Origin of the sequence: Brachyspira hampsonii (genome assembly GCF_001746205.1) — a bacterium.
GTDB classification, from domain to species: Bacteria; Spirochaetota; Brachyspiria; order Brachyspirales; family Brachyspiraceae; genus Brachyspira; species Brachyspira hampsonii_B.
This window is the reverse complement of record NZ_MDCO01000006.1, coordinates 16,328-42,116: the sequence shown is the minus strand read 5'-3', so window position 1 is coordinate 42,116 and position 25,789 is coordinate 16,328. Positions and strand designations below refer to the sequence as shown.

The following is a 25,789-nucleotide window of genomic DNA, read 5'->3' as shown; positions in this document are numbered from 1 at the left end:
TTTAATTAAATTTATCATAACAAAAATAATTTTTAATTATATTTGTTAATTGTTTTTTTATGATTTTAAAATCAGAGTTTAAATCTATTGTATTAACTGCAAAATATTTATCATTTATCTTGTATTCTTTGTTGATATTATCATTACATAATGGATAAAGTAAAATACCTTTGACAGTTTTAAATCTTTTATATGAATTATTAATATTAGACATATAAGAAAATATTTGATATAAATGACTGCTCCTTAAAGAAACTTTATAATTATTTTTTATTAATATATTTTTATAAAACTTTGTATCTATTATCAGACATTTTTCTTTATTATAAATCATAATATCTGTTTTCATTATAGGTATATATTCATTATCATTTATATCCCATTTTATAGTTTTATTTTTTACTTTTATATTTCTATTATTTCTAAAATGCATCTTATAAAAGTTTAAAACAAATTTCTCATAGAGCATATGCATTCTTTTTTCTTCATAAAAATCTATAAATGAATATTCACTGCCATTTTTATTAACTAATAAATTTTTATGTATGAATTTGCATATATTGATTATAATCTTGTAATGCTTATTGTTTTTATTATATTTTAATAATTTGAAAGTTCTGTTATTAATATTTATATTTTTTATCTTTATAAAGTAGTGATTTAATTTTATTAATTTTTCTCTAATATCATTATATATATTTTTGTAATTAATAAGTTTATTCAAAGTATATTTTATTATTTGATTAAAGAGTATATCATTAGAGAGTATATTATAACTGCATGCCAGCTTCTTATAATTAAGAGTATTTCTTTTTATAGATTCTGAGAAGTTAATTTTTCCTTTTAATACTGATAAATCTTCTTCCAAAGTGATGTATCCTCTATAAAAACCTCTTTTAATTAATTTTTCTAAAAAGAGACTAATAATATATCCCATAACATTATAAATATTATCAAACTCTTCATCACCGAATATTTCTTTTTTATCATTATCTTCATCAATGATATTCCAAATATTCCAAGCATAAGAGAGCATGTAGTATATATTTTTAATAGGTATTTTTATATTATTATTCATTTATCAAAAAGTAATTTTTTATTTGCAGGGCTTTGGCACCCCAGTTCTTTTTGTGGCACAGGTGAAGCCCGCCCAAAAAGACTGCAATTTTACAAATCTAAAATTATGAGTTATTAATATATAAAAAATTATAATTATGATTTAAAAATAACAGTATTATTATATATCCAATAACTTTTTTATTTCCTTCTCAGCTTTCTCTTCATTATCAAACCAATATTCTCTTAATGTAGGAGCTATTTCATATTCTATAATATTTTTGTATTCGGCCTCATCTATTTTATCGCAAAAATAGCTATGCCCTATAGTACAGCCTCTGCCTAGAGTTTTATCATTTTTTATAATATTATTTAAATCAATAAACTTTGTATTTATTTTATTTATAAGATTATCGTTTATATTCTTTTCTTTCAAATAGTTTATAAACTTTTCATTTCCGAAAGCAGGTTCAATATCTACAAAGCAGAATCTTCTTCGCAGTGCATAATCGATAACAGCAATACTTCTGTCGGCAGTGTTCATCATACCTATAATATACAAATTATTAGGCACACTGAAACTTTCATTATTGTAAGGAAGTATAATTTCAGCATCTCTATTGTCAGCCTCTATAAGCATTAAAAGCTCGCCAAATATTTTAGATATATTTCCGCGGTTAATCTCATCTATTATAAAAAAATAATCATTATCCATATCGGAAGATGCTTTCTGACAAAAATCATAAAACACACCATTTTTTAATTCAAAGTTTTTATCTGTAGGCTTATAACCAATAATAAAATCTTCATAAGAATAGCTTTCATGAAACTGCACCATTTTTATTTTACTGTCATCGGCTTCTCCAATGATTGAGTAAGAAAGTTTTTTGGCAAGAAAAGTTTTACCTACACCGGGCGAGCCTTGAAAAATAATATTCTTCTTTCTCATAAGTAAATTATAAATAGTATCGTACTTTTCTTCGGATATAAAAACTTCATTAAGGAAATTTTCTTTACTATATGAATTATCCGATTTATCATTAGTTTGTGTAATTTCTTCATCGTCAGTTTTTTCATCTTCAAACAAATTATCAAATGATATATCTTTAATATTATTTTTTTCAATTATTTCTTTACATACTTTTACTAAATTATCAGATTTATCTTTATTAAATGGATAATGATATTTTATATATTCTTTTGTTGAAATTAAAGCTTTTTTCAATTCTTCAATTCCATATTTTATACCTATTTTTTCAATTAGGAATTTTATTATATCTACTTTAAAACTTCTCTGAAATTTTATTCCATCTCTCATACATTTATATATACCATAAAGAAAATCAAATGAACTATAACTATATCCTACTTCATTATCAATTTGCATACATTCATTGATCCCCTCTGTTCTTTTAATTGCACCATTATATATTTGCTCCATTACATCATATACTGCTTCTAGTTGTTCATTATTTAATTCTTCTTTCATTTTTACTCCAAATAAATGATATATATATTAGGTATTTTATTTTTACAATAACAATTATCTTAAAGGGGCTTCTGATATGCTTACCCTTATATTATCTAATTTATTAGCTTCAGTATTTTTTAAGTGAAGTGCCTTTCTTATATATTCGGCAACAGCCTCATTGTTTTCTACTTTTGAGCCTATTATTATTTCTTTTATATAATTAGTATTTTCATTAAAAAGTTTTATATAATCAATATAGAGCTTTTTATTATCATTGTCAATTAATATTTCATCAGACTTATAATCATTTGTTACAAGCATCCTAAGTTCCTGTTCTTCAAAGAATGCTTCATGTTTTATTATGTATTTTATGTTTTCAAATAAATAGCTGTATAATTGATTTTTAATATTTTTATAATTTTCATTATTTTTTGGGTCTTCTATTTGTTTTTTAATCTCTTCTGTATAATTAAATATTTTTGCAAATGCATATTTAATAATGTCTTCTTTTTTATCATCTTCTTTTAATTCTAATTTATAATCATCATTATTCAAATCATTCAAATCAATAATATTACTCGCATATTTAGATTTTTCTTTATTGTATATAATCTGATTTTCTTTTTCATTATAATAAAGCACCCAATATAGATTTCTTTTATTTTCTTGTAATTTTTCTTTATTAATTTTTTCATTCATTGAAATTTTATTATTTTCTATTTTTAACTTAAATTCATAATAATAAGGCGAAGTATATGAATTGTTAAAATATTTATTATCTAAAACCAAACATACGCCTGTAGCTTCTTTATTTTCTTTTTTCCCGTATAGTCTAAACATTGTAAGGGAATCTTTATTTCTTGAATATGATGTCTGAAGGGTTAAAGCTTTTTCATCATTTTCTATTTTTATATCTATATTATTTTTATTTAAAATCCTTTCTAAAATTTTTCCTTCTTTAGGGTCATTGGCAGTTGTGATATTATTTATCCTTATATTTCCGCTTTCTTTTATATTTTCTTTAACATTTAATAATAATTGAAGAATATCTAAAGAAGTGTAATGAGATATTTCTAATTATTATTTTCTTCTTCAGTATCAAAAGTTAAAAGTTTAAGTAAAAGATATTCGTATAGCAAAATATATTTTATATTTTCTTTAAGCTCATCATCAAAATTTTTACTCTCTTCAAAACGAGAAATTAAATTTGTTATTGGTTCATTTTTCCATAATATAATATTTTCATTTTTTATTAGCAATTGAAATATTGTTTCTATATTTGAATATGTTTCTAATAAATTCATAATATCAGTTATAAAATTATTTTCGAAATCAGGGTTAATTATTGCCACATTCTTTAAATCATCAATGATTTCTATATATTTTTTTAATTTAGCTTTTGATAATATTTTTATATAATGTGCATCCATATATTTGTTATATAAGTTAATAGCTTTTTCAGCATTTTCAATAGATTCATTATATAATCTTAAATTGTATAAAGATTTAGATTTATAAAAATAAATTATTGGATTATCACTTGATATCTGTATCGCTGTATTAAAGTCTTCTATAGATTCTATATATTTATTATAGAATGCTTTTATCATTCCCCTATTCAAATATATAGATGAATAATTTTTATTTATAGATATTGCTTTATCAAAATACTCCATAGCTTTATCATATCCGTATAAAATTGAATTAGATATTGCTATATTAATATATGCATCTATATACTTTGGATTTAATTCTATTACTTTATTAAAATCATCTATAGCCTCTATATCCATAGCTAAATTAGATTTTAATAATCCTCTTGAAAAATATACATCAATAAAAGTTGGATTTAATTGTATAACAATATTAAAATCATCAAATGCTTCCTTATTCAGTTGACAAAAACTTTTTGCTAAAGCTCTATAATAAAAAGATAAAACATATATATCTCTTGTATCTAATAATTTACTACGAATATTTATTTGATTAAAAATAAGTTTTTTGGCATTTTCACCTAATGTTTGTAAAAAATTATTATCTAATTTAATATTATTTAAATTTGGATATGATTTAAGCATACTAGAAAATAAATCTATATTACTGTAACTATTTTTATAGGAATCTATTATTGAAATAGTTTTAGAAAAATCATCTATAGAGTTATTATATAACCCTATAAATTGTTTATATACACCTCTATGAAAATATGTATTTTCATTATATTGGTTTAACTCAATAGCTTTATCCAAATCTTTAATAGCATCTTGATATTGTTCTAATTTTTCATAACATGAACTTCTATTTATATATGCTATCTCATAATTTGGATTTAATTCTAAAACTTTACTGAAGTATTTTATAGCTTCGATATATTCTTTTAGATTTAATTTTGCTATTCCTATATTCAAATAAACATTTATATTTTTATCATTGAATTTTAGTGCTTCATTATAATTATATATAGCTTCATCATATTTTTTTAATTCTATAAGAGATGTAGCTTTAAAAAAATAGGCGTCCTCATCCTTATTATCTTTTTCAATAGCTTTATCACATAGTTTTATTATTTCTATAAAATTATTTTCTAATCTTAATTTTTGTATTTTTGCTTTTAGTTCTTCAGTCATAAATAATCCAAAATATTTTAAGTTTTACATCTACTTTATTATAAGGCATTATAAAAATATTAAAACAATATATAATTGTATTACCGATGTTTAAAAATTACTGTATAAATAAAAGCATTATCTTTAATAGAAATTTCTATTAAAAGTAGCTTGAAATTCTTACAAAATATTCATATAATAGAAATCGTGTGTTTTTTATAAGTTTTTTTTAATCTTATATTTTAGCATAATAAAATAAGGAGTTGAAAAATGGCTTCAGTAATTATAGTAGGCACTCAATGGGGTGATGAGGGCAAAGGTAAAATAGTGGATTATCTTGCCGAAAACTGCGAATATGTTGTTCGTTCTCAGGGCGGAAGTAATGCAGGTCATACCGTTGTAGTTGATAATGTGAAATATAAATTAAGACTTTTACCTTCTGGTATACTTTATAACGATAAAGTTTGTGTTATAGGAAACGGCGTTGTTATAGAGCCAAAGGTTTTTTTGGGAGAAATAGACGCTCTTGCTGAGAAGAAAGTTAATATATCCAACCTTAAAATTTCTAACAGGGCTCATGTATTAATGCCTTATCATAGGCTTCTTGATGAGCTTCAGGAAGAGGATCTTGGGGAAAATAAACTAGGTACTACTAAAAACGGTATAGGTCCTTGCTATATGGATAAATCCAGCCGTTTGGGTATAAGAATAGTTGATTTGATGAATAAAGAAGTTTTTGCTAAAAAATTAAAGTTTAATCTTGAGCTTAAAAATAAACTCCTTAAAAAAGTTTATAATCATGACGGATTTGATTATGATGCACTTTTAAAAGAGTATTTGGAATATGCTGAGAGATTAAAACCTTATGTTGCTGATACTACTACAATATTAAATAAAGCTATTAAAGAGAAAAAGAATATACTATTTGAAGGAGCTCAGGCTACTATGCTTGACTTGGATCATGGTACTTATCCTTATGTAACATCATCTTATCCTGCTGCAGGAGGAGCTTGCACTGGTTCTGGAGTAGGACCTAGAAAAATTGATAATGTTATAGGAGTTGTAAAGGCTTATTCTACAAGGGTGGGAGAAGGCCCTTTCCCTTCAGAGCTTCATGATGATATAGGTCAGGCTATAAGAGATAAAGGCGGAGAGTACGGTACTGTTACTGGAAGACCAAGAAGATGCGGCTGGCTTGATGCATGTGTTGTAAAATATGCTTCCTATGTGAACGGATTTGATTCTATTGCCGTAACTAGACTTGATATATTAGATGATTTGGATAAATTAAAAATATGTGTTGCCTACAAATATAATGGGGAGATACTTGAAGGTTATCCTGCAGATTTGGATATACTTTCAAAAGCTGAGCCTGTATATGAAGAGTTTGAAGGCTGGAAAACTAGCACTAGAGAAATTAGAGAATATGATAAACTCCCAGAAAATGCTAAAAAGTATTTAAAAAGATTAAGCGAAGTAATAGAAACAGATATTTCTATTGTTTCAGTAGGGGCAGGAAGAGATGAAACTATAATAGTTAAAAAGATTTTTTAATCTATATAAAAAATAATATATTTAAGCCTGTATTTTGTATAAAGCAAATGCAGGCTTTTATTTTTTATATTTGTTATATTCCAAACGCACGGTTAACGGAATTTTATATATTATTTAAACTATAATTATTAATTTATATATATTTTAAGTTTTATTCTGCGTGCGGTGTATGCATTATAAAATAAAAAAAATACTTGGGTGGGTAGCTTAAAAATCTAATCTTAATAATAAAAAAATAAAAAATATTAATTACAGATTAAAACTATAAGTATATAGGGTGGGCAAGTGTAATTAAATTTTAAAACTTTACTTACATACCCTGCCCTTTATATTTTCTAATTTATTTTGAAAATTATATTTCATTTTTCTTAAATGCTTAATTAGAAGTTTAAGGCACCCACCCAAGTTTTTATCAAATTTATCATAAATAAAGCCCTATAGGTATATTAGAAAATTTGATTTTTTTTTCTTTCATGCTAAAATATAAAGTAAACATAATACTATAGGAAGATCATAAGTTATGAAAGAACTGCCAAATTTAATTACATTAATAAACTCCATTAAAAGTGAAATTTGTTATTCTTATATAAATAAGATAGAAGCCATAGATAAGCAATATAAAGAAATGGAAGATATAGAAGGACAGAAAATAATAGATGTTTTACGCTATGGAGGATATATACATTTTCAGTTTTCCCAAGATGCCATGCTTATTGATTTAGGTCCCAACGGCTCTTTTGTATTAACAGAAGATTCTCAATATAAAAATAGTATATTAAAATTAGAAACAGATCATGGCAATTTCTTTGTTGTAGATGACGGTAATGATAAAAATGAAATTACTAAAATAATACCTATTTGGAAGGACTCTACAACAATGCCTCAAATAGGATATGATCCTCTTACTAAACAATTCAATTATAATTTATTTTGCCAATTATTATCAGATAATGATACTACAGTAGAGAAACTGATAAAAAATCCTTTGATATTGAGCGGAATAGGAAATGTGTATGGGGATATGATATTAAAGAAAGCATCTATCACTAAAAAAACTAAAACCTCAGATGTAACTAAAGCAAAGGCAAGAGAAATATTTGATGCTATAAAACAAGTTTTAAGAGAAGCATCAGGAAATACAGAAGAAGATAGCGAGTCATCTGAAGAAGAATAATAGACTTGTTTTAAAAGAACTAGACAAGATTGTATATAAAAATTGCCTAATTTATATAAGTTATAAAATAATGTTTTATAACTTATATAAATTACTATTTTAGTATATAAATATGCAATCTTTATCAATAAATTGAGTTTTTATACAAATCTAATATTTAAGTTTATAAAAAAGCCATGAAATAATTTCATGGCTTTTCTATAAATTGATATCAATAGAATAATTCAGGTTCAGCTCTTCTTTGAAACTCTTCTTCCAAATCATGCTGATGGTATAAATATCCTTCATCATCATAATATCTGCAATGTTCAGGACATTTTTTAACGCAGGCACCGCATTTTATACATTTTCCTACATATTTTGTTATGTCATCAAAATCAATAGAAGCAAGCGGACATACATGAGCACAAGTTTTACAGTTTGTACATTTTGAAGTATCTACTTTAGGTTTTACTTTTAATATGTCTATAGCATGTTCATGTTTATCTTTAGGCATATAATAAGGACGAATAGGATCGTTTCCTCTTACTTTAATAGGTTCAGTAGGTATATCTTCTACATTTTTAATTTTTTCTACTACTTTATCTACAAATTCAGCAGCAATAGCCATATCCTTTTCATCAGGTCTTCCAGCCCCAAGTACATAAGAAAAAGCATGCTCCCCAATAAATCCGGCTCCTGCTATAGTATAAAATCCATTTTCCTGCATAGTATTTCTAAGTTCTATTAGAGAGTCATCAAAATTTCTATTTCCGTACAATACTATAGGAACAGCTAAAGCACCATTTGCTTTAATATTATTTTTGTAATATGGAAGCATAACATTTGGTATTCTTCCTGCATAAGTAGGTGTTCCGCATATTACCAAATCATTTTCTTTAAACTCCAATATACCTTCTCTTTGTTTAGGCAAAGAAAAGTTATACTTCTCAAAAGGTACTCCCAATTTTTTCGCTATATTTTCACCAACGAAAGAAACAATTTTCTGAGTAGTACCTGTAGCACTATAATATATTGAATAAACTTTATCAACTTTCATAAAAATATACTCCCTTCATGTATTTTTATTATATAATATTTTATTATGTAAATTTATTTGCGTAAGTCAATAGTAAATATGGAAAAAAATATTTAGTATGTTATTTGTATGTAAAAATGAAAAAATTATTATTGAAGTATTGACTTTTTTTTTCTTTAATATATAATATCTAAATCTAAAGAAGATTTTTCTTGAGAACTAGGGGCCAGTAGCTCAGTCGGTTAGAGCAGATGACTCATAATCATCGGGTCCGGGGTTCAAGTCCCTGCTGGCCCAATACCCTAAAGTTATAATATTTTGCAGTATCCTTTTTCATTTAAATATTATGAATATTTGATAAATCAGATTATTTTTTTATAATAAAACTTTTTTCTATATAATTTTTCTATGTAAATAGATAAAAATCAGTTCCTTAATATAAATTAAGAGAACTGATTTTTATTTTTTATACTCTATTTAAAATTACATTTCTAGTTACTATAAAACTTCCATTGATTTTCTCAGGCAACTCTATTTCTATAGAATTATTGGAATCAAAGTGTATATGAAAAATATCTTCTCCAAATTTCATATCATAGTTATCTTTATCATAAGATGATCCCAAAGATATACTATGACTTATCTTTCCAACTATAGGAGCTGTAGTAGTTACTTTTATATCTCCGTTTTCATCTACTAAGGCTTCTAAATCTATATCAAAAGTTAGAAAATTTTTTATTGTTGCCTTACCTCTATAAAGACCGTTTCTATCTTTTAGTAACATAAATATAATCTCCAAATATTTTATATTATATATAATAACATTTTTTTTAAAAAAGACAAATTTAAAAAAATGTCTAGTATAGAAATTGCATAAATAAAGGCGGATTTTATAGTAAATCCGCCTTTAAAAAATAAATTAATTTTATTATTCAGATAATTTTGCATAGAAGAATTTATGGGCTCCTAGCGGATCATAAATAACACCAGATAACTTTTTACTAACCATGATAGGATCAGTATAGAAATAAATAGGTATTAATCCCATATCTTCCATAAGTATATCTTCTGCCTCATGCATAGCTTTCATTCTTATATCCTGATCTATTGTAGACATAGCAAGTTTTAATTTATCATCATAAGCTTTATTAGAATAACCTCCGTTATTTTGTATACTATAGCTTAAAAATACCCCCAAGAAACTCATAGGATCATTATAATCAGCTATCCAGCCATGGCGGGCTATAACATAATTTTTTTCCTGCCTTGTAGTTTGGAAGGTAGCCCATTCTTCCTGTGCTATAGTAGAATCTATACCAAGTCCGGATTTCCACATTTGCTGTACTGCTTCAAATATTTGTATATGCTCTCCCGAATTTGACTTAAACTCTATAACAGGGAAATTTTCTCCATTAGGATAACCAGCCTCAGCTAAAAGTCTTTTTGCCTCATCTAAATTCTTTTGATAATCTTCAGCTTTTATACTGTAATAGTCGCCGCCGACTTTTCTGAAATCACCTTCTGCTCCTTCAGTATCATTTACTCCGCTAGGAACCCAAGCACTTGCAGGAATCTGTCCCGCTCTAGTTACCTGTTCTACTAAATAATTTCTGTCTATAGCCAAAGTCAAAGCCTTACGGACTCTTACATCTTTTAATATCTCATTAGTAATATTTAAACAATAATAGTATGTGCCTAAATAAGGAGAAATATGCATTAAGCCTTCGCTTTTTAAATTATCAATATCCTGAAGCGGAGGATTATTAGCAAAATGTAAAGAGCCTTCTTTTATACCAGCAACAGCAGCAGTACCATTTTGCATAAGTATAAATACTAACTTTTCAGGAACTATATTATCAGAATTCCAATAATTAGTATTTTTTATTACTACAATTCTGTCATCTGTTCTTCTTTCTGTCATTATAAAAGGTCCGTTTCCTATGTAAGTATCAGGAGAAAGTGTCCAATTATCTGCGTTTTCTTCTATCATATCTTTTCTAACAGGATAAAATGTATAAAAAGCCGCTAATTCTAAAAAATAAGCTGTAGGTGCGTTTAATTTTACTTCAAAAGTCTTTTCATCTATAGCTTTTACACCCAATTCAGAAACAGGCTTCTTACCGGAATTTATATCCATTGCATTTAAAACAGGTTCAAATTGATAAGCATATTCGCTAGCTGTAATAGGATCAACTACTCTTTGCCAAGAATAAACAAAATCTTCTGCTGTAATCTTTTTACCGTCAGACCATTTAGCATCGTCTCTTATATGAAATGTATAAGTTAATCCGTCATCGCTTATATCCCAGCTTTCTGCAACACCCGGTACTATTTTATTATCCTTATCTCTAGTTGCCAATCCCTCAAAAACATGCTGAATATAAATATTAGCATCTACTGTGGAATTTAAAGCAGGGTCTATAGTTTTTGGTTCAGGTCCGACATTAATATATATAACTCCCTTCTCATCTTTTCCTCCTGAGCATGACATAAACAATATTATCATGATTAGAGATAAAATTATAAATATAATCTTTTTCATGGCTGTTATCCTATGTAATTTTTTATTTAAACATTATATTTTATATCAGCTATTAATCAATAATTTTTTTACTTAAAATATATTATATGCAACAATTAATGTACTTGTTTCAAAAGTGTAGATTGATTATATATGAAATTTTAATAATTTATTAATTACAAAAATAATGTTTCACATGTAGCGTCTCACTATGTACATATTCAGTCTTTTGTAGAGCGGATGAAAATAAGAGTCGGTTGTTATATAAATTAAGATTAGTTTTAAACTAAGTATAATATTTCTTAAATTCTGCTATTTATATATAAGAAATTATTTTAAATTTCTGTTAAAATGTATGATTTGTATTATATATTACTTTACATTTTATTTACAATACTATATTTTTTGTAAAATTTATTTAAATTTAGCTTTACAAAACTTATTTAATGTGCTATACTTTAATTATAAGAGATTAATAAGGAGGTAATATAGTATGAAAAAGTTAAGTTTAATGGCTTTGGCATCTATATTTATTATAACCGCTAATTTATACTGTTTTGATTTAATAGAAGATACTTTTGATTTTATTTTTGATGATTTGGCAAAAATAATTGGCATTGTGATAATAATAGCAGCCGGAGTATATATATTTAAAAAATATATTAAAAAAGACTCTAATTCTGATGACAGATAATGAGTAAAAATTAATGGGGGAAAGTAAGTAATGAAAAAGTTAGGATTAAAAGCTTTTATTTTTAATTTAATCATTGCGGCAAATCTGTACTGTTTTGATTTAATTGATGATGTAGATGATTTTATTGAAGATATAGTAAAACTAGTATTAATGGTTGTTGTAATATTGGCTGTAGTATACTTCATAAAAAAGGTTTTAAAAGATGATAATACCTCAGGGAAAATAAAAAAGAATGATAGAGATGATGATTATAGGAAACCTAGCAGAAGAAGAAAAATCAGAAGAAGAGAGGAATATTATGATGACTATGAAGATGATTATGATAATAGAGTAAGAAGTGATAGATATTATGATGATTATGAAGACGATTATAGAAATGAAAGAAACAATAATAAAAGAGAAAGAATAAAGGAAGATAATATACAATATGAGTATGATATGAGGGATTATGAAAGAAGAGAGAGGAGGATTGCAGGTAATACTAAAAGTAATATAGACAGCAGAGAAAATGATCCTAGATATGAAAAAGTTTATGAATTAAAACCTGAATATAAATTAAAAGATGATAAAAAAAGGATAAGATAAGTTATTTTTTATAAAGGAGGCAATGATGAAAAATAACATAATGTCTGTTGTAAAATCAAAAAAGTTTATAATTATTGCAGCTTCTATTGCGGCAGCTGCATTATTTATAGCGGCAATAAGATTTTTAGGTTTGCAGTATTATATGTTTTATTTAATGCATGATTTTGATGAAGTTATAGAAGCATTATTAAAAATTTCTGTTTTTGCTGTAATGGTAATGTTTGCTTTCATTTTATTCAAAAAAATAGATTCAAAAGATAGTAAAGAAGCAAAAGCAAATGAAAGCGAATCTAATAATGAAAAAAAGGATATTATAGTTGTTAAAGAAAAAAATAATAAATCTAATAAAAGCATAATAATTATTATGGCTGTAATTGGAATATTGGCATTAACAGCATTATTTATATTCTATTCAAGATTTTTCGGAATGCATTATATGCTTTACAACTTAGATGATATTATAGAAGGAATTTTCCAATTAGTAGTTGTTGCGGCTGTTATAGGTTTTGGGGCTATATTTGCTAAAAAACTTCTAGAAAAATTATAATTCTCAAATATAAAAATTATTAGAATCCGGTAAGTTTATTTGCCGGATTTTTTATTATACCGCACGCAGAATAAAACCTAAAATATAAATAGATTAATAATTATAATTTAAACAATATGTAAAATTTCATTAACCGTGCGTTTATAAGATTAAAAATTTAAACAACACTTGGGCGGGTATCTTTATCTTCTAATTAAGCATTAAGAGAAATGGAACATAATTTTCTAAACTAATTAAAAAATATAAAGGGTGGGGTATGTAATAAAAATTTTAAAATTTAATTATACTTGCCCACCCTCTAAGTTTATAATTTAAATCTGGAATTTCTATTTTTTATTTTTTTAAAACCAAATTAGAATTTTTAGCTGCCCACCCAAGTATTTTTTTAATTAAAAATTCATACACCGCACGCAGAATAAAACCTAAAATATAAATCGATTAATAATTATAATTTTAACAATATATAAATTTTATTAACCGTGCGTTAAAATTCATTAATATGAATTATTCAGCAAAATTTATGAGCTCGCCAATATTTTCTATACTGCAAATTATCTTATCTCCTTTTTTCATGTACTTAGGAGGATTAAAAGACATTCCTACACCACCCGGAGTTCCTGTTGCAATTATATCTCCAGCTTCTAAAGTCATTCCTTTTGATATATCAGATATTAAATAATTTACATCATGGATCATATATTTAGTATTTGAAGATTGTCTTATTTCATCATTTAAAATACTTTTTATATCAAGTTTCAAAGGCATTTTCAAATCATCTTTATAAACTATGCATGGTCCCATAGCACTGTATGAATCCAAACTTTTACCTTTATACCACTGTGAATGTTTTTTTTGTATATTTCTTGATGATATATCATTAAATATACTATATCCGAATATATAATCATTAACTTCTTCAGGCTTTATATCTTTTGCTGTTTTTCCCATGATTACGGCTAATTCAACTTCATAATCGAGGCATTCATCTAAATCGAATCTAGCTTCTATCTTATCTCCAAAACCAATTACTTCTATAGCTCTTTTAGAAAAATATACAGGTGCTTTAACCTCTTGAAAATCTTTCATGTCTTTTTTTATCTCACTTAAATGATCACTGTAATTAACTCCCACACATATAATATCATGAATAGGCTTTCTTATAGGAGATAATATTTTAACATTATCTATAGAGTATGCCCTTTCAAAATTTTCTTCTGCATATTTTAATTTATTTAATATATCCTTATCTTTGTTAATCATATTTATTAATTGTATCATAGGATTAGAATCAAATTTAAAGTCAGATATTATTTCATTAATTGCAATAACTTTATTTCCGTCCTTGCTTAATATACCTACAGATTCAGTATTATTCCATTCAACAAATGATACAAATTTCATTATCATAACTCCAAAAAATATTCTTATTGATATATTAAACTTTAATATATAATTATTATTCTAATAAAAATTGAGATAATTTTTAAAGTTTTTTAATCAATAGTGTTTTATACATTATATTAAATTTATAAATGTTTTTCAATATAGATGTAATAAAAACTTGAATATTAAATAATATACAATATAATGAATATCTATTTTTATATTTAAGGTGCATATTTATGAATATACTTGACAATGTGAGCGAAGTCCAAAGAGAAGGAATACTGCATACAGGAAGTCCATTACTTCTTCTAGCAGGTGCAGGAAGCGGTAAGACTTTAGTTATTACCAGAAAAATAGCATATCTTATCAATGAGCTTGAAGCAGCTCCTGAAAATATAATGGCTGTAACTTTTACTAATAAAGCTGCACATGAGATGAAAGATAGAGTATGCGATTTGCTTCCAGATATTAAACCAAGCAGATTATTTATTAGAACTTTTCACTCTGCATGTCTAAGGATATTAAAAGAGAATGCCCATTTCCTAGGATATAAATCCAATTTTCTTATTTTAGATGAAGGAGATAAAGCATCAGTTATTAAAAGAATTATGAAAGAAGAGGAAGTTCCAAAGAGTATATCACAGAAACTTATAACAAGATTTATATCTAATGTAAAAAATTCAATAGATGACGGTATAGTTTTCGACAGAGATATTTTTGAAAATGTTTATAAAAAATATACAGAGTATGAACTTAATGAAAATGTAATGGATTTTGATGATTTAATTTTAAATACTATAAAATTATTTGAACAAGAAAGTAAGGTTTTAAATTATTATAGAAACAGATTTAAATATATTTTGGTAGATGAGTTTCAGGATACTAATCCTCAGCAGTATAAATTAATAAAATTATTAACGCAGGATGCAGAAAATGATTTAACGGTTGTAGGAGATGATGATCAGAGTATATATGCCTTCAGAGGAGCAGATGTTTTGAATATACTTGATTTTGAAAAGGATTATCCTAATACAAAGGTAATTCGTCTTGAGGAAAATTATAGATGCCCTAAAGATATTGTAGAAGCAGCTTTGAGTGTCATAAAAAATAATACTAATCGTCATGAAAAGAATGTATTTTCAAATAAGCCTAATGAGTTTAAAATAGAAAATTGGATTTGCTATAGTGATTTAGAAGAGGCTAGAAGTGTAGTTAATGAAATAGAATCTTTATTTGATAATGGGTTTGAGGCAAGGGATATTGTTGTATTATTTAGAACTAATAGCCAATCAAGGGCTTATGAAAAGGAATTAAGACTTCATTCTATTAATTATAAAATAGTAGGAGGAGTTGGATTCTTTGAGCGTACTGAAATAAAAGATGCAATTTCTTTTTTAAGGCTTATGATAGGTTTCGGCGATAACTTCAGTGTAAGAAGAACTATCAATATTCCGCCTAGAGGAATAGGAGAAAAGAGCTTCAGCAATTTTGAGACTTTTGCAAATACCAGAAAATTAACTCTTTACAACGCTATTGATTATATTGATGAAGCAGGACTTACAAAAAAAGTTATTTCAAATATGAAAGCCTATAAAAACATTATAGAAGAATATGCTGTGAAAATAAAAGAAGATATTATCAATGAAGAAGGTATTCATATAGAGTTATTATTCTTTGAGTTTTTAAAAGATATAGATTATTTTTCAATATTTAAGAATGATGGAAACGAGAGAGTAATAACTGCAGAAGAAAATATAAAAGAGCTTTTCAGAGGTTTTTATGATTATAAAGCAATGGAGCCTAATGCCTCACTTATAACATTTTTAGAAGAAAATACTCTATACAGAGATATAAATACAAATGATGATAAAGAAGATTATGTAACATTGATGACTATTCATAATGCTAAAGGATTGGAATTTGATGTAGTGTTTATGACAGGAATGGAGCAGGGAGTTTTTCCGCATTATTTCTCACTTGAGGAAGAAAAAGGTATCTATGAAGAGAGGAGGCTTTGTTATGTTGGCATAACAAGGGCAAGAAGAAAACTTTATCTTACATACTCAAAGAGAAGAAGAATAAGCACTGGTATAATGGAGCAGATACCTTCCTCATTTTTAATGGAGATACCAAAAAAATTAATGCTCATAAAAGAAAAGGCTAATTATTATTCTGGTAATTATATTGATATAGACGAAGATGCTTTTGATTATTGATTGTAAAAAATAACGCACGGTTAATGAAATCTTATATATTGTATAAATTATAATTATTAATCGATATATATTTTAAGTTTTATGACGTGTGCTCTTCCGATCTATAATTGCCGCCGTCAATTTTTTTTACTTTAAGTGTATTTTTTATTACTTTACCATTATCGCTTAAAAGTTCAGAAAAATACGCTTCACTAGGCGGAAATGCCAATAATAAATTAATGCTTAAAAGAAATAAAATAATTTTCTTCATTGAATAACTCCTATTATTGTTATGTTCGCCCACCAAAGGTACCTACTTGGTCGGCTCACTTGGTATTGTTATGCTCTTTTAATAGCCTCCATTTTCAAGTTTTACCTGCGAACCATGCACAAAGCCATGAATTGCATCTTTTCCGTCTTCGGCCTCTGGAGGAAGAAAAAATACTTCAAGCCACTTTGTTCCGCTTTCTTTATAATTCTCATAATCAATACCTGCTCCATAATTTAGCACAGAATACTCAGGAATCTGTAAAAAATATTACAGCTTTAATATCTGATAGTAATGAAAAAACTCATTTAGCTTCTGAAAGTGTAAGAGAGTCTAAAGAAATGTTTGAAGATATATCTGTAAAAATGGATAGTGCTTCTAATATTATGTATAAAATTAATGCAGCTTCTCAGGAGCAGCAGAAAGGAATAGAGCAGGTTGATTCTGCTATTACAAATATGGATTCTTCTGTACAAAAAAATGCTGCTTTGGTAGAAGAGGCTACAGCTGCTTCTCAGGCTCTGCTTAATGAGGCTAATGAACTTATAGATGTTATAGGATATTTTAAATTACAGTAATAAAATAAAGTTTAAAATATCTTTTATAAAAGTAAAATTAATTGCAAAAAATAACAAAATATTTTACACTATATTAGAAAATATTATTTTATTTAAGTATCATAAGATTATGAATAGCAAAAATAATTTAAATATTAAAATAAGTTTATTTATTTTAATACCTATTGTAACAATAGTATTAATATTTGGTATTATGAATACAATATATATATATAAAATTACAGAGGAAATGACCTTATTTATAATATCTCAAATGTCTGAAAAAGAAATATATGAAATAGAAAATATAATCAGTGTTGAATTAAATTATCTTGATAATATAAAATATTCTGTAGAAAATTTATATAACTATAATGTTAGAAAAAGAGAAGTATATGAAGATTTAATGAATAGATTTGCCCATGAAATGAGTACTAATGCTGTATCCGTATCTTTAATGTTTTTTACCAATATAATTGATAATGACAGTATGTATATTAATAATCCTCTCTATCAAGATATTAAAGGCAGATTTGTAGTTACTTTAGTTAAAGATGCTGAAAATAATATATCTAGAATTAACCTAAGAGAGTCTGATTTAGAATATACTTATTTGAATACTACTATAACAAGCAGAAAACCTTATATTACAACTTTGAATTATTATCCTATACAAGGTAAATACAAACCTATGTATACATATTCAATACCAATATTTTCCAAAGATAATGAATTAATTGGAGTATCTTCTTTGAATTTATCTTTGGACAATATAATGTTTTATGAAGATACAAACGGATTTACAATATCTCTATTTAATGAAAAAGGTAATATTATGTACTGTACCACAGATATATACAGTATAGGAGAAAATATTACTAATTTATCGGATGTATATGGAAGCAGTGATTTAGAAAATACAATATATTCTAATACTGCTATTTGGAAAGAATCGTATAATGAAAAAACTTCAAGTAAATATTTCAATATTTTTACTCCTATTCATATTTTTGATGATTTATATTGGGGAATAGAATTAGCGGTTGATAGTAAGGCAGATTTTTTTAATCATTATAAAATTATAATGATAATATGGATTATTATTACGGCGGTGATCATTATTTTAATGTTTATTATTGTACCATTCGTTATTAATAAAAAAATATTGTCAGTAATGAATAATTTAAATGATAATATCATGAAAATAAGGGAAGGTGATATATCTTGGAGAATTTCTGACAAATATTTAAATATGAATGATGAAATGGGGAATATGAGCAGAGAAATTGATAAAACAATAATATACTTAAATAACTTGGTTAGAACTGTAAAAATAAAAGCTGATAAAATTTCGGAAAACTCGAATAATATATCTGAGTTAGTATATAAAATTAATAACAGCATCAATAACAATGAAATAAAAGAAAATCATAATTCTAAGATTGTAAATAATGTAAATGAAAATTCAAAATCTCTTTTAAAAGAATCAAATGATTTACAAAAAATAATAAAATATTTTAGATTAAGAGAGTAAAAGTATAAAAATTATGAACAGCAAAAATAATTTAAATATTAAAATAAGTTTATTTATTATAATACCTATAATATTTATAATAATAATATGCAGTATTATAACTATTATATATACATATAATATTTCTAAAGATATGTCATTATCTGCAATAGATCAAATATCTGAAATTAAATTACTAAATATGAAAGATGTTATCAATAATGAATTAAATTTCATTAAAAGTATAAAAATTGTGTCGGAAGAATTATATAGCAGTAATATAAGAAATAGAAAGATATATGAAAGCTTTATGGATAAATTTGCTAAAAATATAAGTGAAAATGCTGAAGCGGTTTTTTTGCTTTTTCTTCCAAATGCAATTGATGATGACAATATATATAGAAATGACAGTTTGTATAAAAATATAAACGGACAATTTGGAATATATATTGGCAAAGATAAAGACGGTAATATATCAAGACTTGATGCTGAAAATTTAGAATTAAAATCATCATTTATAGAAAAGGCAATAGAGAAAAATGAAATGTATATAACTCCAATATATACTGTTCAGATGCAAAACAAGTATAAGCAGATTCAAACTTATATAATGCCTATATATTCTAATGATGATAAAATTATAGGTATAATTGGTTTGGATATGAGTTCTGGTAGTATGAATTTTTATAAAGAAAATGATATATCTATTACTTTATTTGATGAGAATGGAAATATTATTTACTGTAACACTGATATTGAAATTATAGGCGAAAATTTTACTAATTTATATCATCCGTATAATAATTATAATGTAATGGATATTATAAATTCTAATGAAAGTTTAATAATAGAAAAATACAATTTCAAAAATTTAAATAGATATTTTTATATTGTAAAGCCTATAGAGTTATTTGATAATGTGCATTGGGGTATTGAGGTGGCAGTACCGTCAGCTATGGTATTAAAAAATAATAATAAAATGTTTATAATGATAGGAATTATGATTTCTGTGATGATTATTTTAATAATTATTATAATACCTAATATTATAAATAGAAAAGTAATACCTGTAATAAATTTTATTAATAAGAACAAATATAAAACGAAATCATATAATATAAAATCAGATAATATAATTACAGATATGAATTCAGATAATAATAACACTATAGAATATTTGAATAATATTATTGATGTATTGAAAGATAATCAATATAAGATTTCTCATAATTCTAAGCCTGAAGTTCCAAATGATGATAAATCAAATAATAATTATAAATTTGTAAATGGTATTTCTGATAACTATAAATCCATTAACGATGAATCTGAAGAGTTAAAGAATATAATAGAATATTTTAAACTAATAAAATAATATTATTTGACATTAAATGTTATAGAATATATACTTAATTGAAGTAAAATGCATTTGGATAATAAAATGTTAACAAAATATTATATTTATATAATTATTCTGATGTCTGTAATTATATCATGTACAAAAATGGAAGAAAGCATTACCGACAGTCCTCCTTCAGGAAAGTATTTTTCATTGCTGATAAATATAGGTCAGGAACCATATACTATGGATCCTAGTAAAAATGTAACATCAGATACTTTAATATATTTAAATCATATATTTGAAGGATTAGTTAGTAAGGATAAAGACGGTAAAGTAATACCGGCAGCCGCTGAAAGTTGGAATGTAAGTGCTGACGGACTTGTGTACACATTTCATTTAAGAAAAGATGCTTATTGGTCTGACGGCAATCCTGTTTTAGCAAAAGATTTTGTTTATTCTTTCAGGAGGCTATTTGATCCTAATACAAAAAGCAAATTCGCATATCAATATAGTTTTATAAAAAATTCTAAAGATGTACTTAGCGGTAAAATAGAAACAAAATATTTGGGTGTTGAAGCTATAGATGATTATACATTAGAGATAATATTAGATATGCCTTTAGCTTATTTTATTGAAATTTTATCATATCCTACATTTTATCCTTTAAGAGAAGATATAATAAAACTGTATGAAGATAATTGGACAGAAAAGCCTGAAACTTTTATAGGAAATGGGGCATTTAAAGTTGTAGAGAGAAAAATAGATAATAATATTATAATGGAAAAAAATGAATTTTATTGGAATAATAAAGAAGTTATACCAAGCAGGCTAGAGTTCATATTAAAAAATGATCCTCAATACTCTTTGAACTCTGTAAAAAATGGTTTTCTTCATTTTTCAAGAAGCTTTCCAATAGAGAATATAGTATCATTGCAAAGATCTGGATATATACACAATGTGCCTAGAATAGGAACATATTTTTATTTTATAAATAATACAAATAAAGTATTATCTGATGTAAATGTGAGAAAAGCATTATCCCTTGTAATTGATAGAAATTATATAGTTGAAAATATCACTAGAAATGGAGAAAAACCAGCAGCGGCTTTTGTACCTTATGGCATACCTGGATTTTTTGGAGATTTTAGAGAAAATGGCGGTGATTATATAGATATAAGCAAAGGAAGTTATGAGGATAATGTTAAAGAAGCAAAGAGACTTATGATACTTGCCGGTTATCCTAATGGTAATGATTTTCCTGTTATGACTTTAAAAACAACTTATGGAATACATAGAGATATATTTGAGGCTATACAAAAAATGTGGAAGGAAAATTTAGGTATTGATATAAATATAGAAGAATTAGAGTTATCTGATTTATTCACTCAAAGATTTGATAAAAATTTTGAAATAGCAAGCGGAACTTGGAATGGGGATTTTAATGATCCTATAAATTTTCTTTCGGTATTTTTAAGTACATCGCCCAATAATAATAGTGTTTATAGTAATACAAGATATGATGATCTTATAAAAACAGCAGCATTAATTACAGATTCATCTCATAGAATGATGACTATGCATAAAGCTGAAGAATTATTAATTAATGATATGGCAATAATACCTATATATTTTTCTAATGAACCAATATTGGTATCGCCAAAATTAAAAGGTGTTTTGTATGATTCTATGGGACAGCATAGTTTTGTCAGAGCATATTTAGAAGATTAATTTTAATTTAAAATAAAATGTTAGGAGTTAATATCAATGAAAAAAATATTTATTTTATTTATGATTTTTATATCATTTATTATGTCATGCTCTAATAATAAATCAGAAGACGGCATATCTATATTTATTAATACAGGACCGGAACCTAATACTATAGATCCTAGTATTAATGTAACTTCAGATGCAGTATTCTATTTGATGCATACATTTGAGGGATTAATAGAAAAAGATATGAATGGGAAATTAGTTCCTGGTGCAGCAGAGAGCTGGGAAATAAGCGATGACGGACTCACTTATACATTCAAACTTAGAACCAATTCTAAATGGACAGACGGTAAATCAGTTGTTGCTGATGATTTTGTTTATTCTTGGCAAAGGGTTGTTGATCCTGCCACAGGAAGTCAGTACGGATATCAGCATGAACCTGTAAAGAATGCCAAAGCTATAACAGCCGGAGAGATGCCTAAAGAAAATTTGGGTATAAAAGCAATAGATGATTATACTTTAGAAGTAACTTTAGAAGCTCCTACAGCTTATTTCTTAGAGCTTTTAACTTTTCCTACTTTTTATCCATTAAGAAAAGACATAATAGAACAATACGGAGATGAATGGACTTTAAATGCTGATACTTATATAGGAAATGGTGCTTTCAAACTTGTAGAAAGAAACAGAGATGAGAGCCTTGTAATGGTAAAAAATACTAATTATTGGAATATAGAAGATATAGTTCCTGATAAAATAACATTTGTTCTTATGGAAAATGAAACTGCTTCTGTTGCTGGTGTTAAAGCGGGTTCTTTGCATTTTGCCAGATCTTTCCCAAGACAGGATATACAGACGCTTCAAAATGAAGGACTTATAGTGATAGAGCCTAGAATATCATCATATTATTATTGTTTAAATTTAACTAATGATATACTAAAAGATGTAAGAGTAAGAAGAGCATTGTCTCTTGCCATTGACAGAAATTATATAGTAGAACAGGTTACAAGAGGAGGGGAGAAGCCTGCAGGTGCTTTAGTTCCTTTTGGAATATCTGATTATGAAGGAGATTTCAGAGAAAATGGAGGAGAATATATTGATGTAACTAAAGAAGGATATGCTAAAAATGTTGAGGAAGCTAAAAAATTAATGGCTGAAGCAGGATATCCTAATGGCGAAGGTTTTCCTGTTATGGAGTTTAAAACAGATCCGGGAATACATGTAAAAATATTTGAAGCTGTTCAGCAGATGTGGAAGGAAAATCTTGGTATTGATGTAACTTTAACTCAGGAAGAATGGGCAGTATTTTTACAGACAAGATATGATAGAAATATAACTATGGCTAGAGGAGCTTGGAATGGCGATTTTGATGATCCTGTAAACTTTATGAGTTTATGCTTAAGTTATTCACCTAATAATTACAGTGTTTATAGTAATAAGGCTTATGATGATATAATAAGTCAGGTTATGCTTTCAGGAGATCAGAAATTCAGAATGGAGACTATGCATAAAGCAGAAGAAATGCTTATGAAGGAAGAGGCTATAATACCTATATATTATTATACAGAACCTTTGCTTGTATCTCCTAAACTTAAAGGTGTTTATTATGATCCTCTAGGATTTCATAAATTCCATTATTGTTATTTAGAATAATTTGAAGTTTTATTTGGCTGTATCCTTATTAAATAAGAATACAGCCTTTTTAAGAAGATATATGTTAATTTTCTGCCGGTTTCTTAATAAATCCTAGTATTGCTGCAGTTATTACAGAACCTATCACTATAGCAAGTAAATACATTACAGGATTATTCACTATAGGAAGAACAAATATTCCGCCATGAGGAGCTCTAAGTTCTATACGAAAAGCCATAGTTAAAGCTCCGGCAATAGCAGCACCAATCATACAAGAAGGAATAACTCTTATAGGATCTGATGCGGCAAATGGTATAGCTCCTTCAGTAATAAAAGAAAGTCCCATAACATAGCAAGTTTTTCCTGCATCTTTTTCATCTGCTGTGAATTTATTTCTAAATATTGTAGTAGCTAATGCTATACCCAAAGGCGGAACCATACCACCAGCCATAACAGCAGCATGAGGAGCATAATCACCTGAAGCTATCATTGCTATACCGAATGTGAAAGCCGCTTTATTTATAGGTCCTCCCATATCAGTGGACATCATAGCACCAAGCACAGCTCCCAATAATATTAAGTTTCCTGTACCCATATTTTTTAAGAAATTAGAAAGTCCAGAGTTTATTGCCGCTATTGGGTCAACTATGAATAAATACATTATAGCACCTGTGAAAAATATTCCAAATAACGGATATAGTAAAACAGGTTTAATTCCGTCCAAACTTTCAGGCAATTTAGAAAATACTTTTTTTAGTAAAAGAGTAATATATCCGCCCAAAAAACCGCCTATAAGTCCGCCTAAAAATCCGCCGCCGCTGTTTAATGATATAAGCCCTCCAACCATAGCAGGAGCAAATCCCGGTCTGTCAGCAATACTCATACCAATAAATGCTGCCATTACAGGAACCATCAAGAAGAAGGCATTGCCGCCTCCTATATCATTTAAAAGTTTAGCAAAATAATTGTATGAAGGATCATTAGGATTGCTTGCATTAATACCAAACATAAATGAAAATGCTATAAGTATACCTCCGCCTACTACAAACGGAAGCATATTTGATACACCTGACATTAAATGCTTGTATACTCCTGTTTTAGGCTTTTTAGCAAATTTGTTTGAAGAAGTACCATCAGAATTAATTTGATATATAGGTGCTGTTTGATTTAATGCATTTTTTATTAACTGCTCAGGATTTTTTATAGCCTCTTTAACGCCTACTATATCAACATTCTTTCCAGCGAATCTATCCATAGCAACATTTTTGTCTGCTGCTACTATGATTCCTTTTGCATTTTTTATTTCATCTTTTGTAAGCTCATTTTTTACACCGCTTGATCCATTAGTTTCTACTTTTATAGTAATTCCAAGTTCTTTACCTTTTTTAAGCAAAGCATCAGCAGCCATATAAGTATGTGCTATTCCTGTAGGACATGCTGTTACGGCTAACACCTGATATGAATCATTATTATCACTGCTTTCCTGATTTAATGAGGAGTTTTCATTATCTTTTTCAGCATTTTTTACTAATATATCAAATACTTCTTCTTTAGTTTTTGCATTTAATAATGCCTCTCTTATATCATCTTCAAGAAGAAGAGTAGTTATTTTGGATAATAATTCTATATGAGAGTCATTAGAGTTTTCAGGAGCTGCTATCATAAAAAATAAATGCGAAGGCTCACCATCTAATGATTCATAGTCAACACCTTTTTTAGAAATACCTATTGCAACTGTAGGAATCTTTACAGCCTTAGTTTTACCATGCGGTATTGCTATACCTTCTTCCATACCTGTTGAGCTTTGAGCTTCTCTTTTTAGTATTTCCTGCTTGTACTCTTCTTTGTCATTTAATCTGCCGTTATTATAGAGAATATCAACCATTTCATCTATAATTTCTGATTTTGTTGTTCCCTTTAGATCTACATTAATACAATCTAAAGTTATGACATCTTTTAGCAT

Annotated in this window: 19 protein-coding genes, 1 tRNA gene and 3 pseudogenes; 12 read left to right on the top strand and 11 right to left on the bottom strand. The window is 26.6% G+C overall.

What is annotated here, in order from left to right; all coding sequences use genetic code 11:
• Position 1: 1 nt before the first annotated feature.
• The 4 genes and pseudogenes from mcrC to BFL38_RS15910 form a co-directional block, all read right to left on the bottom strand.
• Positions 2-1,078 (bottom strand): 5-methylcytosine-specific restriction endonuclease system specificity protein McrC, encoded by a 1,077-nt coding sequence (mcrC, locus tag BFL38_RS03315; protein WP_069725719.1) that lies wholly within the window; start codon positions 1,076-1,078, stop codon positions 2-4.
• Positions 1,079-1,237: 159 nt separating this feature from the next.
• Entirely contained in the window at positions 1,238-2,545 is a 1,308-nt protein-coding gene (locus tag BFL38_RS03310; RefSeq protein WP_069725718.1) for an AAA family ATPase, read from the bottom strand.
• 54 nt (positions 2,546-2,599) lie between these two features.
• A pseudogene (locus BFL38_RS15835) lies at positions 2,600-4,935 on the bottom strand (tetratricopeptide repeat protein).
• 27 nt (positions 4,936-4,962) lie between these two features.
• Positions 4,963-5,154, bottom strand: a pseudogene (locus tag BFL38_RS15910) (tetratricopeptide repeat protein); the annotation flags it as partial.
• 249 nt (positions 5,155-5,403) lie between these two features.
• Between BFL38_RS15910 and BFL38_RS03300 the strand changes: the two are divergent.
• Together BFL38_RS03300 and BFL38_RS03295 are read left to right on the top strand one after the other, a co-directional pair.
• On the top strand, positions 5,404-6,687 hold the full coding sequence (locus tag BFL38_RS03300; RefSeq protein WP_069725717.1) for an adenylosuccinate synthase: 1,284 nt from the start codon (positions 5,404-5,406) through the stop codon (positions 6,685-6,687).
• Positions 6,688-7,207: 520 nt separating this feature from the next.
• Positions 7,208-7,861, top strand: coding sequence for a DNA-formamidopyrimidine glycosylase family protein (locus BFL38_RS03295; protein WP_069725716.1), 654 nt, complete (start codon positions 7,208-7,210; stop codon positions 7,859-7,861).
• Positions 7,862-8,072: 211 nt separating this feature from the next.
• On the opposite strand, the gene BFL38_RS03290 is transcribed toward BFL38_RS03295, so the two are convergent.
• The gene (locus tag BFL38_RS03290; protein ID WP_069725715.1) at positions 8,073-8,900 is read right to left on the bottom strand and encodes an EFR1 family ferrodoxin; all 828 of its coding nucleotides are present in this window, start codon (positions 8,898-8,900) and stop codon (positions 8,073-8,075) included.
• Positions 8,901-9,102: 202 nt separating this feature from the next.
• Here BFL38_RS03290 and BFL38_RS03285 point away from each other — a divergent pair.
• Positions 9,103-9,176, top strand: a tRNA-Ile gene (locus tag BFL38_RS03285).
• Between the two features lie 169 nt (positions 9,177-9,345).
• On the opposite strand, the gene BFL38_RS03280 is transcribed toward BFL38_RS03285, so the two are convergent.
• Entirely contained in the window at positions 9,346-9,663 is a 318-nt protein-coding gene (locus tag BFL38_RS03280) for a hypothetical protein (protein ID WP_069725714.1), read from the bottom strand.
• Between the two features lie 144 nt (positions 9,664-9,807).
• Complete coding sequence (locus BFL38_RS03275) at positions 9,808-11,421, bottom strand: peptide ABC transporter substrate-binding protein (RefSeq protein ID WP_069725713.1); 1,614 nt, start codon at positions 11,419-11,421, stop codon at positions 9,808-9,810.
• A 472-nt stretch (positions 11,422-11,893) separates the two neighbouring features.
• On the opposite strand from BFL38_RS03275, the gene BFL38_RS03270 reads away from it, so the two are divergent.
• From BFL38_RS03270 to BFL38_RS03260, 3 genes are read left to right on the top strand one after another with little or no spacing between them, the layout of a single operon-like run.
• A complete protein-coding gene (locus BFL38_RS03270; protein WP_069725712.1) occupies positions 11,894-12,094 on the top strand; it encodes a hypothetical protein in 201 nt (66 codons plus the stop codon).
• Between the two features lie 30 nt (positions 12,095-12,124).
• Positions 12,125-12,679 (top strand): hypothetical protein, encoded by a 555-nt coding sequence (locus tag BFL38_RS03265; RefSeq protein ID WP_069725711.1) that lies wholly within the window; start codon positions 12,125-12,127, stop codon positions 12,677-12,679.
• Between the two features lie 25 nt (positions 12,680-12,704).
• Positions 12,705-13,226: a hypothetical protein gene (locus BFL38_RS03260; protein ID WP_069725710.1), complete on the top strand. Its 522-nt coding sequence runs from the start codon at positions 12,705-12,707 to the stop codon at positions 13,224-13,226.
• Between the two features lie 504 nt (positions 13,227-13,730).
• On the opposite strand, the gene BFL38_RS03255 is transcribed toward BFL38_RS03260, so the two are convergent.
• Positions 13,731-14,627: a fumarylacetoacetate hydrolase family protein gene (locus BFL38_RS03255; protein WP_069725709.1), complete on the bottom strand. Its 897-nt coding sequence runs from the start codon at positions 14,625-14,627 to the stop codon at positions 13,731-13,733.
• 221 nt (positions 14,628-14,848) lie between these two features.
• On the opposite strand from BFL38_RS03255, the gene BFL38_RS03250 reads away from it, so the two are divergent.
• Entirely contained in the window at positions 14,849-16,828 is a 1,980-nt protein-coding gene (locus BFL38_RS03250) for an ATP-dependent helicase (protein ID WP_069725708.1), read from the top strand.
• Between the two features lie 79 nt (positions 16,829-16,907).
• On the opposite strand, the gene BFL38_RS15085 is transcribed toward BFL38_RS03250, so the two are convergent.
• The gene (locus BFL38_RS15085) at positions 16,908-17,078 is read right to left on the bottom strand and encodes a hypothetical protein (RefSeq protein WP_176720539.1); all 171 of its coding nucleotides are present in this window, start codon (positions 17,076-17,078) and stop codon (positions 16,908-16,910) included.
• Between the two features lie 78 nt (positions 17,079-17,156).
• Entirely contained in the window at positions 17,157-17,318 is a 162-nt protein-coding gene (locus BFL38_RS15080) for a hypothetical protein (RefSeq protein WP_176720538.1), read from the bottom strand.
• Here BFL38_RS15080 and BFL38_RS14880 point away from each other — a divergent pair.
• The 5 genes and pseudogenes from BFL38_RS14880 to BFL38_RS03225 form a co-directional block, all read left to right on the top strand.
• Positions 17,303-17,653, top strand: a pseudogene (locus BFL38_RS14880) (methyl-accepting chemotaxis protein); the annotation flags it as partial. The gene BFL38_RS15080 and the pseudogene BFL38_RS14880 overlap by 16 nt on opposite strands.
• A gap of 109 nt (positions 17,654-17,762) precedes the next feature.
• The gene (locus tag BFL38_RS03240) at positions 17,763-19,166 is read left to right on the top strand and encodes a PDC sensor domain-containing protein (RefSeq protein ID WP_069725706.1); all 1,404 of its coding nucleotides are present in this window, start codon (positions 17,763-17,765) and stop codon (positions 19,164-19,166) included.
• 13 nt (positions 19,167-19,179) lie between these two features.
• On the top strand, positions 19,180-20,517 hold the full coding sequence (locus BFL38_RS03235) for a cache domain-containing protein (RefSeq protein WP_069725705.1): 1,338 nt from the start codon (positions 19,180-19,182) through the stop codon (positions 20,515-20,517).
• A gap of 66 nt (positions 20,518-20,583) precedes the next feature.
• Positions 20,584-22,212, top strand: coding sequence for a peptide ABC transporter substrate-binding protein (locus tag BFL38_RS03230; RefSeq protein WP_069725704.1), 1,629 nt, complete (start codon positions 20,584-20,586; stop codon positions 22,210-22,212).
• Between the two features lie 36 nt (positions 22,213-22,248).
• Positions 22,249-23,847 carry a peptide ABC transporter substrate-binding protein gene (locus BFL38_RS03225; RefSeq protein WP_069725703.1) on the top strand — a complete coding sequence of 533 codons (1,599 nt, stop codon included), beginning with the start codon at positions 22,249-22,251 and terminating at the stop codon, positions 23,845-23,847.
• Positions 23,848-23,911: 64 nt separating this feature from the next.
• On the opposite strand, the gene BFL38_RS03220 is transcribed toward BFL38_RS03225, so the two are convergent.
• Complete coding sequence (locus BFL38_RS03220; RefSeq protein WP_069725702.1) at positions 23,912-25,789, bottom strand: PTS fructose transporter subunit IIABC; 1,878 nt, start codon at positions 25,787-25,789, stop codon at positions 23,912-23,914.

Bases quoted from the DNA above. Each gene is read 5' to 3' on its own strand.
- mcrC (WP_069725719.1), bottom strand. From the start codon at position 1,078: ATGAATAATAATATAAAAATACCTATTAAAAATATATACTACATGCTC.
- BFL38_RS03310 (WP_069725718.1), bottom strand. From the start codon at position 2,545: ATGAAAGAAGAATTAAATAATGAACAACTAGAAGCAGTATATGATGTA.
- BFL38_RS03300 (WP_069725717.1), top strand. From the start codon at position 5,404: ATGGCTTCAGTAATTATAGTAGGCACTCAATGGGGTGATGAGGGCAAA.
- BFL38_RS03295 (WP_069725716.1), top strand. From the start codon at position 7,208: ATGAAAGAACTGCCAAATTTAATTACATTAATAAACTCCATTAAAAGT.
- BFL38_RS03290 (WP_069725715.1), bottom strand. From the start codon at position 8,900: ATGAAAGTTGATAAAGTTTATTCAATATATTATAGTGCTACAGGTACT.
- BFL38_RS03280 (WP_069725714.1), bottom strand. From the start codon at position 9,663: ATGTTACTAAAAGATAGAAACGGTCTTTATAGAGGTAAGGCAACAATA.
- BFL38_RS03275 (WP_069725713.1), bottom strand. From the start codon at position 11,421: ATGAAAAAGATTATATTTATAATTTTATCTCTAATCATGATAATATTG.
- BFL38_RS03270 (WP_069725712.1), top strand. From the start codon at position 11,894: ATGAAAAAGTTAAGTTTAATGGCTTTGGCATCTATATTTATTATAACC.
- BFL38_RS03265 (WP_069725711.1), top strand. From the start codon at position 12,125: ATGAAAAAGTTAGGATTAAAAGCTTTTATTTTTAATTTAATCATTGCG.
- BFL38_RS03260 (WP_069725710.1), top strand. From the start codon at position 12,705: ATGAAAAATAACATAATGTCTGTTGTAAAATCAAAAAAGTTTATAATT.
- BFL38_RS03255 (WP_069725709.1), bottom strand. From the start codon at position 14,627: ATGAAATTTGTATCATTTGTTGAATGGAATAATACTGAATCTGTAGGT.
- BFL38_RS03250 (WP_069725708.1), top strand. From the start codon at position 14,849: ATGAATATACTTGACAATGTGAGCGAAGTCCAAAGAGAAGGAATACTG.
- BFL38_RS15085 (WP_176720539.1), bottom strand. From the start codon at position 17,078: ATGAAGAAAATTATTTTATTTCTTTTAAGCATTAATTTATTATTGGCA.
- BFL38_RS03240 (WP_069725706.1), top strand. From the start codon at position 17,763: ATGAATAGCAAAAATAATTTAAATATTAAAATAAGTTTATTTATTTTA.
- BFL38_RS03235 (WP_069725705.1), top strand. From the start codon at position 19,180: ATGAACAGCAAAAATAATTTAAATATTAAAATAAGTTTATTTATTATA.
- BFL38_RS03230 (WP_069725704.1), top strand. From the start codon at position 20,584: ATGTTAACAAAATATTATATTTATATAATTATTCTGATGTCTGTAATT.
- BFL38_RS03225 (WP_069725703.1), top strand. From the start codon at position 22,249: ATGAAAAAAATATTTATTTTATTTATGATTTTTATATCATTTATTATG.
- BFL38_RS03220 (WP_069725702.1), bottom strand. From the start codon at position 25,789: ATGCTAAAAGATGTCATAACTTTAGATTGTATTAATGTAGATCTAAAG.